This is a genomic window from Psychrobacter urativorans, assembly GCF_904846675.1.
Classification (GTDB): Bacteria; Pseudomonadota; Gammaproteobacteria; order Pseudomonadales; family Moraxellaceae; genus Psychrobacter; species Psychrobacter urativorans_B.
In genome coordinates, this window is the sequence record NZ_CAJHBT010000030.1 from 1 (window position 1) to 13,666 (window position 13,666).

The following is a 13,666-nucleotide window of genomic DNA, read 5'->3' on the forward strand; positions in this document are numbered from 1 at the left end:
CTTTGTTGTGGTAAACAAGAGTTTAAGGCGTTGCTTATTTTTTTCAACTATTCCCTAATTCTATACAGACCCTAATCGTTTATAGAAATCGAAGGATGCTTTTGTGAATCAATATAATGCGCAATCTTTAGAGGTTTTGGAAGGGCTTGAACCTGTCCGTCGCCGCCCAGGTATGTATACTGATACCACCCGCCCCAATCATTTGGCGCAAGAGGTCATCGATAACGCTGTCGATGAAGCGTTAGCTGGCTATGCTAAAACTATTAAAGTTCAGTTATATGAAGACGGTTCGCTATCAGTAGAAGATGATGGCCGCGGTATGCCAACTGACATTCATCCTGAATTCAAGCAAACGGGTATTGAGTTGATTTTCACTCGTCTGCATGCCGGTGGTAAATTTTCGACCTCTAATTATCAAGTATCAGGTGGTTTGCACGGGGTTGGTATCTCTGTGGTTAATGCACTATCAACGAGAGTTGAGGTCACGGTATGGCGTGATGGAACCCAGTTTGATATGGCGCTCGAAAATGGAACGCCAGTTACCTCATTAATTGAATCTGTCAGCTCCAACAAACGTAAACGCGGTACCAAAGTGCGCTTTTGGGCAGATGGTAGTTTCTTTGATACCCCCAAATTTAATGTTAAACAGCTGAAACACAACCTAAAGGCTAAGGCAGTATTAGCAGCGGGTCTTACTATCGAGTTTATCGATGATATTAATAATGAGAAGATAGTTTGGCAGTTCACTGATGGGGTGGTTGAATATTTAACTGAACAGTTAGATGGGTTAGAGACCTTACCGCAAGCCCCATTTTATTATCATCATGATGCTAAAGTGGGTGCACGCGCTGGAATTACCCTCGCGCTGTCATGGTTGCCTGAAGGCGGTAACCCAGTACAAGAAAGCTATGTGAATCTTATTCCTACTGCCCAAGGTGGTACACATGTAAATGGCTTACGTACTGGTATTTTGGAAGCGTTACGTGAGTTTTGTGATATTCATAATTTACTACCGCGTAGCGTGAAGCTGACCGCAGAAGATGTGTGGGATGGGGTAAATTATATCTTGTCGTTGAAGTTCTCTGAACCGCAGTTTTCGGGTCAAACCAAAGAGCGTTTGTCTAGTCGTGAAGCGGCAGGTGCAGTGCAAACTTTAGCAAAAGATGCCTTTAACTTGTGGCTCAATAAACATGCTGACTTGGGTACTGAGATTGCAGAATTGGCCATTAACAAAGCTGGACGTCGTCTTAAATCTGCCAAAAAAGTAGCGCGCAAAAAAATCACTCAAGGTCCAGCGTTGCCAGGTAAGCTGGCAGATTGCCGTGGAGACCTACGTGATGGTGCGGAGCTTTTTTTAGTGGAAGGAGATTCGGCTGGCGGCAGTGCCAAGCAAGCTCGCGATCGACATTATCAAGCAATCTTGCCTTTACGCGGTAAGATATTAAATACGTGGGAAGTGTCGTCGGACACGGTATTGTCGAGCCAAGAGATACATGATATCGCGATTGCTATCGGTGTTGATCCAGCTTCTACTGATTTGTCGGAATTGCGCTACGATAAAATATGTATTTTGGCCGATGCTGATTCCGATGGTCTCCATATTGCGACCCTAATTTGTGCTTTATTCGTCAGGCACTTTCCGGCGTTGGTTGAGGCCGGTCATCTATTTGTAGCGATGCCGCCGTTATACCGAGTGGATGTTGGTAAAGACGTACATTATGCGTTAGATGAGCCGGAGCTTGAGCATATATTAGCCAGTGTTCCCGGTAATAAAAAAGCGCAAATAACACGCTTTAAAGGGCTGGGCGAGATGAGTGCTGAACAGTTGCGTGAGACCACAATGAACCGTGATACCCGCCGTTTGGTGCAGTTGGATATGGACGATATGGTGTTAACGAATAATATTATGGATATGTTATTAGCAAAAAAACGTGCCTCTGACCGTAAAGCTTGGCTTGAAGATAAAGGTAATCTAGCCGACATTGCGCTATAAGCTATTTTACTTACAAATGAGCAAGTTATGGCGGCATAAAAATTTGTAAAAGTCAGTTTAGAGGTGCAATTATGATGCTGTGATATTCATATTCCTTTTCATATGGTACCGTTATGACATCTGAGTCTGCTATTCGCTCTAAAGCTAATCGTCCTAAACCTACTTTTTTTAAAGCTAAGTCCTCTAAAACTCCTCGTTCTAAAGTATGGCCCAAGCTACGTAAAAAAGACTTGGGCAACTTAATACCCAAACGTGATGGCAAAGTAGCACCGATTGTTGCGTCTTGGTTGTTAAAGACGGTAGGTTGGTGTACGGTAGGCGAGATTCCAAATATCCCTCAAGCCGTCGTACTGGCATTACCGCATACCTCGAATGCCGATGGTGTTTATGCCATTCCTAGTCTTTTGGCATTGGATTTAAAGATTAGCATTATGGGTAAACATACCTTGTTTAAGGTACCGATACTCTCGCAGCTCCTACAATGGATAGGGATAGTTCCTATTGATCGCAGTAACCAAGGTTCAGTACTACAAGCCAGTATTGATAAATTTAAAACTGGTGAGCCATTGTTTTTAGGATTATCGCCAGAAGGTACACGCAAATATACCGAATCTTGGAAGACGGGTTTTTACTATTTGGCCTTAGGTGCTAATGTGCCAATTTTACCCGTGGCGTTAGATTACAATACCAAAGAGGTGCGTTTTTTAGAGCTGGTGTATCCAACTGGAGCTATCGAAGCGGATTTGCTACAGATTTACACTCAGTATCGTGGAATAGTGCCGCGTCATCCTGAGCGCTTATCACAACCGCTACAGGATATTAATCAGTCGGGCTTCAATAACTGACTTTTTAGAGTTATTATTATATCTATCAGATGATAGATACTATCGTTCTTTAACTTCGCGTTTAACGTTTTTAAAAATGTGGTTGTCCATTTGAGGCACTAACGCCGCCGTCTATTGGCAGATTAACACCAGTTATCATTGAGGCATCATCACTTGCTAAAAAAGTAATAGCCGCAGCAACTTCGTCAGGTGTGGCAAGACGTCCGAGTGGGCATCGTTCTAGGAATTTATCAGTCTTTGCATCGTTGTCTTGGATTGCGCTGGTCATATTGGTTTTAGTGACGCTTGGATTAACTGCATTGACGCGCACTCCATCGGGTCCATGATCTAAAGCGAGAGTACGAGTTAGATTGCTAACGCCCGCCTTAGCAGCACTATAGGCGGCCATATTCCAGTCGCCTCCAATACCTGATAGTGAAGAGACATTGACAATATTACCTTTCGATACAATCAGGTGTGAAATGGCAGCCTGGCAGACATAAAAAGTGCCATTTAAATTGATATCAATTGCCGACTTCCAATCTTCACCTGACAGTTCAGTAATTTTACCTTGGGTAGCTTTGCCTGCATTATTTACCAATACATCAATGGTTTCAAATTTTTCTATTACCCGTTTTATCATCTCTTGTACTTGGCTTTGTACGCTAATATCGCAAGTCACCGTTAAGTAGTTATCCGTGTGAATCCATGTACGATCTTGTGGAAACTCTTTTGCGGTTTGCTCCAATGTCTCGGCAGTACGTCCAACTAACGCTACATTGGCGCCTTCATGAGCGAAGCGAATGGCAGCTGCACGGCCGATACCTGAGCCTGCACCCGTGACAATAACCGTTTTTTCTCTAAAGCGTTTCATGATCTTCAATCCTTGTTATCATAAGAGGTCAATATGCTTGTAACTATCATAGCAAGTCACTACTATTAAAGCGATATGTAAGCCCCTTGGTTTTATTGTCTTTTTATGACGATATTTGACTTAGTCTGAGAGCTATTTTATATGTGCTACGCAAGCATTCTTATGTCAGCTTAGGTCGGTATTATTTGCTGATATTCATGGATAAAGCTTAAAAGACCTATCAAATCCAGCTGCTACGAATGTAACTAAACACCACCATACCTACTCGTAATCCCAAATCATAGCTTGCATGGGTGATGGGATATTAAAAATGTTGCCATAAAAAAAGACAGCCGAGGCTGTCTTTTTTGTGGTAAATGAACTAATACCGTTATGAAAACTTATCTATCATCATCATTATTGATATTGTCACTATCAAAACTGCTGTTAGAGGATAAGTCTGAGCTAGTATCTGTATTATTACCGTCTACATCTACGTGAATGATATCTACAGAGTCAGTACCTAGTTTACTGGTATCAACGGTATCTGTACTCAGATCATTATTGGTAGGCGTATGGGTCGTATTAGTAGCATCTGCTGTTGCAGCACTAGGCGTCGCATCATGAACCGCATCAGCTACTTTATCAGTAGTAGATGTTGTTTTAGTATGACGCGTCGTGTCTACTTTTAGACCGGTACGTTCTTCGTCCATCTTGTTTTGCATCTTACGTAGGAAACGAGCAGCCGCTTCTTGGCCACCAAGCCCGAAAGATAGAGCAAAAGCTACCGCAACTGCACCTAAAGTTAGACCAAATGCTAGGTTAACGATAGAGTCCGCAATACCCATTGCTTTTAGACCCATGGCAAGTACCAAGCCCATGATCAATACACGTACGATATTAGCTAAAAATTGTGAGCCTTTTTCAGAACGCTCGACGACACCAGCGATGATGTTGGCAAGCCAAAAGCCGATAAACAGAATGATCGCACCAAGGATGATATTAGCACCAAAGGCTATAAACATAGTGATGATGGCTGAGATAGGCTCAAAACCAAGTAAGTCAGCGGCTGCAATCGATGCAAACAACATGGCAAAGAAAGTAATCGCATAACCAACTAAGTCAGAAATCTGTTTGTCGCCCATAGTCTCTTGTAGACCGACTTTAGCAGGCAATTGGTTGATTTCAGTATTTTCAATTAAGCCTTTAATGATGTTAGCGACCATGCGTATTACATAATAAGTCACAATCAAGATTGCTGCTGCCATAAAGATATTTGGCAATGCTTCCATGATTTTGTTAAGCATGTTAGTAGCAGGACGGGCAATCACTTCGATTTTTAGCGCGTTTAAAGCGGCGATAATCGTTGGAATGATTACTACTAGGAACGCCAAAGAACCGGCGATATTTGGTAAGCTATTCTTCTCGCTTAAGCCTGCTTTAGAAGCCAGCTCTTGCACATTAAAGGTAGACACTAAGTTAGTCACAATGCCGCGTACGACTTTGGCGATGATATAACCCACCACAAAGACCACACCAGCAATAAGAATATTCGGGATGAAGCCAAAGATTTTATCAACCATGTTAGTCAAAGGTGCAAATAAGCCATCAAGCTCTAATTGACCTAGAATCATCGTTAATACAACCAATAAGATGAACCAATAAACCATATCGGCGATAGTGCTGCTCATCGGCTTAATACCAGCTTGGGCGCTTAAACGCTCGTCCATTGTGGTTTTAGCGAGTCCAGTGTTGATTGCGGTACGCACAACCGTTGCAATGACCCAACCAATAATACCAACAGCGATAGCGCCGATAAGATTAGGGATAAATGCCAATACTTGGTTAACCATATTTGCAAACGGTGCTGAAATAGAGTTTAAGTTCAATTGGCTCAGTGCGCCTGAGATGGCAATTATGAAAATGAACCAGAACACAATCTTGGAGATAATTCCTTCTATATCGTAGGTTTTACCTGTTGATGAGTTCATGCGCTGGTTGACATTGACCTTGGCCAATACATTGCGTACGAGGGCGGCTATGCCGAGAGCGACTAGCCAACCGATGATGAAAATCAGAATAGCGCCAATAATGGAGCCAATAGGTCCACCAAGATAACCGTTGAAAGATGTAAACGATGGGTTCATCCCGTCCTCCTTTAAGTGTTATAAGTCAGTAATGGCCACCCAACCTGTCTTAGGTTGTGCGCTCAACTTCTTGACCCATAGGTAGTCGTAAATAGTAGTATTAGTATTTTTTTAATTAAAATTTTTATGCGTACAACGGTAGAGTAAGGCTATTTATTCGCCATTCACTAGCTGCTTGGAGTGTTGCCCAATAGATACTTAGAGTATTAATCATTAAGTAAATGAACTATTACAAACGGCTTGCTCCGCTGCCATTATTTGACAGTCGATGACAAAAAACCATACATTCGGTTACTCATCATCTTAACTAAGTTAGCTTAGCTGATATAATGTAATGATTAAAGACAGAAAGCTTAACTTCTTACTATAGTTGTGTGATAAGTTGTTATTTCTGCGGCTATTATTAACAGAGATTGTACATAAGCCTAAGAATTTCATTGCAAATGTGGCCCCCAAAACTAAGATTTGCTATTATAGTAGACAGGTGAAATCTCACCAATATATTGATAATCTGAGAGTATTCTATGAAAAAAATTACTACCTTGACCATCAGTACGCTAGCTAGTGCCATGTTATTGGCTACAGGTTGCAGCACTAACAATGGCAATCAGGAGACAGCTGCTAAAAGTGTTGCGGTTACTGAGCAAAGCCCGGCACCCGAAAAAGTGGGCTATAGTTTAGGTTTTATGATGGCTGAAGGAAATAAAGATGCTGTTCAAGACTTGAATTTAGATACTTTTGAGAAAGGCTTTCGCGACGGTTACGAAGGTAAAGATTCAGCACTGACCCAAGAGCAAATGGAAGAAGTGTTGATAGCGTATCAAAAAGAGCAAGAAGAAAAGATGATTGAAGACATGCAAGCGCAGGGTGAAGAAAATACAACCAAAGGCGCAGCATTCCTAGCAGAAAATGCGAAAAAAGAAGGCGTGAAAACTACTGCTTCTGGTTTACAGTATAAAGTAATTACTGCGGGTACTGGCAAAATGCCAAAAGCGACTGATATAGTTGAAGTTAATTATGAAGGCAAGCTTTTAGACGGCACTGTATTTGATAGCTCGTATGAGCGCGGTGAGCCGATTGAATTCCCTCTTAACCAAGTTATCACTGGATGGACAGAAGGTCTACAGCTGATGAAAGAGGGTGGTAAATATGAGCTTTATATTCCATCAGACCTCGCTTATGGCGAAGCGGGGAACGCTGGTATTGAGCCTAACAGTACTTTAATCTTTACGGTTGAATTGCTAAAAGTAAAAGCCAAGTAAAATACTCTTATAAATCCGCCTTTATATAAGTAAGGCGTTTTTATTAAAACTGGGTTGAAGATTAAACTAAAAAGGCCCTCATATATGAGGGCCTTTTTTATGTCTGAACAACTATTTATGTCTAAATGATTTTATGTTTAACCGATTTTTTTAATAACATCTAAAAGTGCCTACTCATAAAAATTATTACGAGTCTTATAGCAATTTTTGGAATACTTTAGAATTACGACCGTTATGATACTGCTGTTGGCGCGCTTCCGGTAGGGCGCTGGCGTCAACTTCAGCAAAGCCTTGCTCAACAAACCAATGCGCCGTGCGAGTAGTCAATACAAACAATTTATTGAGACCATGACTGCGCGCTTGCTGCTCTAAGAAGGCTAGCAAATCAGCACCACGGCTACCGCTACGATAGTCAGGATGAACAGCGACGCAAGCGATTTCAGCTGAGGTGCTATCTAATGGCGTTAGCGCGGCGCAGCCTAACACCATACCGTCACGCTCAATCACGCTATAGTTATCAATCTCTTGCTCTAAGCGCTCACGTGAACGCGCAACTAAGATACCTTGCTCTTCAAGTGGGGTGAGCAATTCAAGCAGACCGACCACATCATCAATATTTGCTCGGCGAATTTCTTCATATGGGTCGTGGCTAATTAAGGTGCCGGAACCATCACGGGTGAAAAGCTCTTCTAACAAAGCACCGTCTTTGGCATAAGAGATAATATGGGTGCGATGAACACCTTGACGGCAGGCGCTACTAGCGCAATGTAAGAAGTAATTAATTTCACTATTTAAATCTCGTCCGCGTAAGAAACGATCGACCTCATTCGGAATCATCTCCCGCAGCAAGCGCTCATCGTCACTAATGCCAGCTTCTTCGCCTAATAAAATGAGCTTATCTGCACCCAACGCTACGGCGGCACTTAGAGCCACGTCTTCTGCCAATAAATTAAACACTTCACCCGTCGCTGAATAACCCATTGAGCCTAAAATAACGATATGGTTGTGTAGTAAGTTATTCTTGATAGCGTCAACATCGATAGAACGTACTTCACCGGTCATCTGGTAATCGACGCCATCACGGATTCCGTACGGGCGGGCGGTGACAAAGTTGCCCGAAACCGCATCAATACGTGAGCCGTACATCGGTGAATTGGCCAATCCCATGGACAGTTGGGCTTCGATTTGTAAACGAATGGCGCCGACTGCCTGTAGAATAGACGGCATGGCCTCGCGTGGCGTGACGCGAACATCTTGGTGTAGCGGTGAAGTAATGCCTGCCTCTTTTAAGTTTTTCTCAATTTGCGGGCGTGCACCGTGTACCAATACTAAATTAATACCTAAGCTATGCAATAAGGCAAAATCATGGATAAGGGTGGTAAAATTCGGATGTTTAACCGCCTCGCCACTAAACATAATCACGAAAGTCTTGCCGCGATGAGTATTAATGTAAGGGGCAGAGTTACGGAACCAATGGACGTATTCAGGATTAATCTGTGGCATGGCGCTATTAGTCATAGTGGGAACAGTAAATAGTAGTAGAGAAAGGGGGAGAAAAGCGAAAAATTTGTTGAATGCTAAATATTTACCATAGCAAAAAACGTCGGTATGAGCTATCTTTTTATTTCAGTCATAGTGATATGGATTCACAGTCGTCTAATGGTATACATAACCGCAACACGGGGTAAGTATTCCGATAAAAGCTTTTTGCTATGCTAAGTGTTATTGCCTTCTGTATGCTTTAATCGCCGTAATAGGCGTTTACCCTGTAGCAGTACGTATTTAAAATAAATGATCTAAACTTAACTATCTGAAATTAAAAGATTGTTAATGAAGTGTTTAAAATGCTCAGTGGTCGTACCTTACCTTTCTCTGTCAGCTCTGTTTTACCGATCTATTAACTAGGAACAATACTCATCATGAAAAAAAGCAACCATTTTGCCAATCCGTTTGCCGCATGGACCGGTCATCGCTTGTTTCACGTCGTTGCCGGCACGTTAGTTGGCGCAATGGCAGTCACGCAAGCCTCCGCCATGTTGCCCACTCCAGAGCCTGCGCTCGATAGTTCAGTTGCTTACCAAGCTGGGAATAATAACAGCGGCTCAAGCGCGCAAGCTGTGAGTAGCAAAATTACTGCCTCTCTTATCAGCGTGGATGACAACGGTCAAGAGCTATTGGTTCCAGTTAACGCCAATACGCGTTTGCAATCCGGTAATATTTTGGAGTATCAAGGTTTCTTTACCAATACTAACCCCGATAGGGTTCGTAAAATGACGGTCACGATGAGCATCCCCGAGCAAGTTGAACTGCTCGGTGATGTAGCTCCAGCCTTCCCATTTGGTAGTGCGGATGGCAATACTTTTGCCCGTATGCCACTGCGCGGTAATATTGATGGTCGGATTCAAGAAATTCCTTTGCAGTACTACAAAGCAGTACGTTGGGATTTAGAAGCGGTTGGCCTTAATGATACTGCGACGGTTAAGTATCGTGCACGCGTTAAATAAAGCGTTGTATTTATATTAATCACTTTATCTTAATCATAAATTTTAGCTTAATCGTAAAAAGCACCATAATTTATAATTGTGGTGCTGTTTTTATAAATGACCAGCTACTAAAGCATAGTATATTTACTGTTAGATTTATCTTTGATTAATTGTTTGATAGCAGTAATTTGCGGTTTGGTGGCTTGGCTGCCAGCAGAGATTAAAGCTCGGCGCTGACTGGTATCTAATGAGCTGATATGACTAACGTTGGGCGTAATAATAATATCAGCGCGTTGGCGTTCATGGTTGGAGGTTGAATTAACAGCCACATTACTATTCAAGTTTGCCGCTAAGCTTTGTTCTAGTAAACCCCAAAAATTACTGAAGGAGTTAATGTCATACAATCTAGAGATAGGCAACTTATTATGGTTAGCGATAGTAGTATCAGAACCAGAGTTAGGATCGGTGACATCGACAGCGATAATAATGTCAGCGCCTAAATCACGGGCGCTATCGACAGGTACTAAGCTGACCACACCGCCATCGATATACTTTTTGCCTACCTTTTCAGGAATGCGTGGGGCGATAAAAATATTCGGCACGCTACAAGATGCTTGCACTGCCAGCCCCGCGTTTCCTGTGGTAAATACTGCCTTCTTTAGACTGTCCTTTTCAGCAGCGATAGCGGCAAAACTAATGGGAAAGTCCTCTATTAGTTGCCCACCAACTTTAGCATTAATAAAGTTTTTAAGCTTAATACCTTCAATAAAGCCTTGATTCGATAGAGTGAAATCCGTCAATGCGCTATCGGGGGTGGTCAATGCCACTTGCTCTAATTGCGCCGCCGTATAGCCGCTGGCATATAAACTGCCCACTAAGCTGCCAACACTAGTGCCGACCACCAAGGTTGGGGTGATACCGTTTTCCTCTAAGGCTTTAATTACCCCAACATGGGCAAAGCCTTTAGCACCGCCGCCGCCTAATACTAACGCCACATTGGGCGTATAGGGCTCAGGCGCTATTTGCGGGCTGGTTACTATCGGGGTGATGCTATTACAAGCACTGGTCAGCACCCCTAATGCGCCAATTAAACTTGCACGGAACAATAATGATAAATACGTCAGCTTGCGGACAGGACTGCTAATAAACTGTGTAATAGCGCGTGCGGACATAAAGGTGCCTTGTAGCTGTTGATTGAACATTCCAGATGTTAATTAAATATCAACTAAACAATAAATATTTTAAACGTTAATTGTGTATTGCTAATTAATTATTGCGAGTTACTTATCAAAGATTAAATACGTAGACGCATCATTACTAAATCGCTTAGCATAATCAAGACCTTTGTCAGTTATAATGACAGTGAAGCGTTATTTTGGTAGCGCGTTGATTATTATGATTTTATAGAATATGCATCTAGCTATAGTAGAGGTTTTACAAGTAAAGATTTCAGCATACGCACTCAAAAAATACAGGGTTAGGACTTTTTAATGCCGACATCTGCCAGTCACTTATCAGCCTCTTTAACCAACAATGTCCCTGCAAATGTAAACGTTGGGCCAGCGCAATCGTCACTTGATATGCCGGTCATTGCGCTGGCCGGTGTCGGGCCAAAAGTTGCCGAGCAGCTGGCGCAATTGGGCATTGTGCGTATTTTTGATTTATTGCTACATCTACCACGCGATTATGAAGACCGTAGCCGCTTGGTGTCAATATCAGAGGTCGCGCATGGGCAATCGGCGTTGGTTAGCGGGCGCATCGTGCATGTCGATAGCAATCGTAGCGGTATGACGGTGATGATAGATGATAACACTGGCACGATAGGGCTGCGATTTTTTAAGGTTTACCCTGGTCTGGCACAGACCATGAGTCTTGGTACCCAGCTGCAGCTGTTCGGTGAAGTTAAGGTCAGCCGCTATGGCAAGCAGATACACCATCCTGAATATCAAGTGATTAGCGATAGCACGGCTATTACTAATACCGGCCTGCAACCAATTTATCCGACAGTAAAAGGATTACATCAGAATAAGCTCCGCACTTTAATTAAGATGGCATTACAGACCGTTCGTAGTCAAGGGCTACCGATGACCCTGTTCACTACTGCTGATTTTGCAACCGTTGCTGATTTGCCATTAGTGCCTTTCAACGGGTTAAAAGCTCTCAATGCTGAAAACATAGAGTCTGAACATAGAGAAACCGAAGATATATTTTCGACGCTGGCACGTAGTGTGCCCGATAATATTATTAATAACAGTGTTAGCAATAGTGTTAATAAAGCTAATCCATCTAGTTATGATTATTCAAATTCAGAGGGTAACAATAATACTAGCAATGTTTATAGCCTAACCATCTTTGAGGCGCTGGTACTATTACATACCCCGCCTACTTATACTGATTCAGGACAGCAATATACCTTATTGACTCAGCTTACTGCGCGTACCCATGCGGCCTGTCAGCGCTTAATTATTGAGGAGCTGACCGCGCATCAACTCAGCTTATTATACCGGCGTCAACAATTGCATAAGCATAAAGCGCCAAAATGTGGCACACAAAGTGCTCTTACGGAGCAGCTATTTGCCAATTTACCTTTTAGTTTAACGACCGCGCAAAAAAGAGTTATGCACGATATCACCGCTGATATGGCAACGTCCATTCCGATGCTACGATTGGTCCAAGGTGATGTGGGCGCAGGTAAAACCTTAGTAGCAGCAGGAGCAGCAGGCTATGCGCTGGATAGTGGCTGGCAAGTAGCAGTCATGGCCCCGACTGAAATCTTAGCCGAGCAGCATTTAGTCAATTTTAAGCAATGGTTTGAGCCGTTAGGGGTTGGGGTCGGCTGGTTGGCAGGTAAGCAAACGGCTAAGCAGCGCCGCGAAGCGTTAGTGGATATTGCAGAAAATAACGTACAAATCGTGGTCGGTACTCATGCCCTATTTCAAGAGCAAGTAAAATTTGCCAAATTAGGCTTGGTCATTATCGATGAGCAGCATCGCTTTGGGGTTGAGCAGCGTATGGCCTTGACCAATAAAGGCGTTGCTAATAGCACCCCACATCAGTTGATTATGACTGCTACGCCCATTCCACGCACACTAGCGATGAGTGTTTACGGTGATATGGATACCTCCATCATTGATGAGCTGCCACCGGGGCGTACACCGATTACTACGGTAACCATTGACCGTAATCGCCGTGATGAGGTGATTGAGCGCATCGCTGTTAATTGCGAGGCAGGACGGCAAGCCTATTGGGTGTGTTCCTTAGTAGAAGAGTCTAGCGTGCTTGATGCCCAAGCTGCCGAAGCCACCTATGAGGACTTGAATGAGCGCTTAGATATTCGTATCGGGCTGGTACACGGCAAGATGAAATCTGCTGATAAGCAAGCGGTAATGCAAGAGTTCAAAGCAGGGAAGCTGGATTTATTGATTGCCACTACCGTCATTGAAGTGGGCGTTGATGTGCCAAATGCTTCACTCATGGTCATCGAAAATGCTGAGCGTTTGGGTCTCTCGCAATTACACCAACTGCGCGGACGGGTAGGGCGCGGCTCGACCAAAAGCTATTGCGTATTACTATATCAAAAGCCTTTATCTGAAACGGGTACCGAACGTCTAAGGGTGCTGCGAGAAAGTACCGATGGTTTTGTGATTGCTCAAAAAGACTTAGAGCTGCGCGGTCCAGGCGAGCTGTTAGGTAAACGCCAGACCGGTAATGTTGGTTATTATCTAGCAGACCTGATTCGTGATGAGCAGTTATTCACCATTGCCCAACGTTTAGCCAAGCATTTAATCCAAGATGCTACTCGTAAGGCAGATGTCAGCCAACTTATTCACCGCTGGATGCCAGAGGCGAGCCGTTATACCAATGCTTAAGTTATGCGGTGATTAAGTGATGTGATACTTAGATGATGCAGCATTTAAATCATGCTACCACTATTTTAAAACAGTGCCGATGCTCTACAATATTAGTAACCATTATTAGCGATAGCTAAAACTCCTTCCTTTATTACGATACTATTTGTTGTAATTCGATTAGGGTCTGTATAGAATTCAAATCAGCGGCAGCCAAATAAAGACACAGGCTAGAATCACAGCAGCTTCATAACTG

Annotated in this window: 9 protein-coding genes; 5 read left to right on the forward strand and 4 right to left on the reverse strand. The window is 43.1% G+C overall.

The genetic code is table 11. The annotated features are described in order from the left end of the window. Positions 1-103: 103 nt before the first annotated feature. Both parE and JMY06_RS10980 read left to right on the forward strand, forming a co-directional pair. On the forward strand, positions 104-1,993 hold the full coding sequence (gene parE / locus JMY06_RS10975; RefSeq protein WP_201618293.1) for a DNA topoisomerase IV subunit B: 1,890 nt from the start codon (positions 104-106) through the stop codon (positions 1,991-1,993). Positions 1,994-2,106: 113 nt separating this feature from the next. Next, complete coding sequence (locus tag JMY06_RS10980; RefSeq protein WP_201618294.1) at positions 2,107-2,838, forward strand: lysophospholipid acyltransferase family protein; 732 nt, start codon at positions 2,107-2,109, stop codon at positions 2,836-2,838. A gap of 70 nt (positions 2,839-2,908) precedes the next feature. Here the strand turns inward: JMY06_RS10980 and JMY06_RS10985 are convergent, their stop codons facing one another. Together JMY06_RS10985 and JMY06_RS10990 are read right to left on the reverse strand one after the other, a co-directional pair. Beyond that, positions 2,909-3,691: an SDR family NAD(P)-dependent oxidoreductase gene (locus tag JMY06_RS10985; protein WP_201529054.1), complete on the reverse strand. Its 783-nt coding sequence runs from the start codon at positions 3,689-3,691 to the stop codon at positions 2,909-2,911. 380 nt (positions 3,692-4,071) lie between these two features. Next, positions 4,072-5,817: a mechanosensitive ion channel gene (locus JMY06_RS10990; protein WP_201618295.1), complete on the reverse strand. Its 1,746-nt coding sequence runs from the start codon at positions 5,815-5,817 to the stop codon at positions 4,072-4,074. A gap of 524 nt (positions 5,818-6,341) precedes the next feature. Between JMY06_RS10990 and JMY06_RS10995 the strand changes: the two genes are divergently transcribed. Further along, positions 6,342-7,079: an FKBP-type peptidyl-prolyl cis-trans isomerase gene (locus JMY06_RS10995; RefSeq protein WP_201529050.1), complete on the forward strand. Its 738-nt coding sequence runs from the start codon at positions 6,342-6,344 to the stop codon at positions 7,077-7,079. Positions 7,080-7,274: 195 nt separating this feature from the next. Here the strand turns inward: JMY06_RS10995 and argA are convergent, their stop codons facing one another. Continuing rightward, a complete protein-coding gene (gene argA / locus JMY06_RS11000) occupies positions 7,275-8,597 on the reverse strand; it encodes an amino-acid N-acetyltransferase (protein WP_201618296.1) in 1,323 nt (440 codons plus the stop codon). A 401-nt stretch (positions 8,598-8,998) separates the two neighbouring features. On the opposite strand from argA, the gene JMY06_RS11005 reads away from it, so the two are divergent. After that, positions 8,999-9,583: a hypothetical protein gene (locus JMY06_RS11005; protein ID WP_201529046.1), complete on the forward strand. Its 585-nt coding sequence runs from the start codon at positions 8,999-9,001 to the stop codon at positions 9,581-9,583. 107 nt (positions 9,584-9,690) lie between these two features. Here JMY06_RS11005 and JMY06_RS11010 read toward each other — a convergent pair whose 3' ends face one another. Next, on the reverse strand, positions 9,691-10,734 hold the full coding sequence (locus JMY06_RS11010; RefSeq protein WP_201618297.1) for a patatin-like phospholipase family protein: 1,044 nt from the start codon (positions 10,732-10,734) through the stop codon (positions 9,691-9,693). A 318-nt stretch (positions 10,735-11,052) separates the two neighbouring features. Here JMY06_RS11010 and recG point away from each other — a divergent pair, with 318 nt between their 5' ends. Next, positions 11,053-13,431, forward strand: a complete 2,379-nt coding sequence (gene recG, locus JMY06_RS11015) for an ATP-dependent DNA helicase RecG (protein ID WP_201618298.1) — start codon at positions 11,053-11,055, stop codon at positions 13,429-13,431. Positions 13,432-13,666 lie beyond the last annotated feature (235 nt).

Excerpts from the sequence above, each read along its gene's own strand:
- JMY06_RS11010 (WP_201618297.1), bottom strand. The coding sequence starts at position 10,734 with ATGTCCGCACGCGCTATTACACAGTTTATTAGCAGTCCTGTCCGCAAG.
- recG (WP_201618298.1), top strand. The coding sequence starts at position 11,053 with ATGCCGACATCTGCCAGTCACTTATCAGCCTCTTTAACCAACAATGTC.
- JMY06_RS11005 (WP_201529046.1), top strand. The coding sequence starts at position 8,999 with ATGAAAAAAAGCAACCATTTTGCCAATCCGTTTGCCGCATGGACCGGT.
- JMY06_RS10985 (WP_201529054.1), bottom strand. The coding sequence starts at position 3,691 with ATGAAACGCTTTAGAGAAAAAACGGTTATTGTCACGGGTGCAGGCTCA.
- JMY06_RS10995 (WP_201529050.1), top strand. The coding sequence starts at position 6,342 with ATGAAAAAAATTACTACCTTGACCATCAGTACGCTAGCTAGTGCCATG.
- JMY06_RS10980 (WP_201618294.1), top strand. The coding sequence starts at position 2,107 with ATGACATCTGAGTCTGCTATTCGCTCTAAAGCTAATCGTCCTAAACCT.
- argA (WP_201618296.1), bottom strand. The coding sequence starts at position 8,597 with ATGACTAATAGCGCCATGCCACAGATTAATCCTGAATACGTCCATTGG.
- JMY06_RS10990 (WP_201618295.1), bottom strand. The coding sequence starts at position 5,817 with ATGAACCCATCGTTTACATCTTTCAACGGTTATCTTGGTGGACCTATT.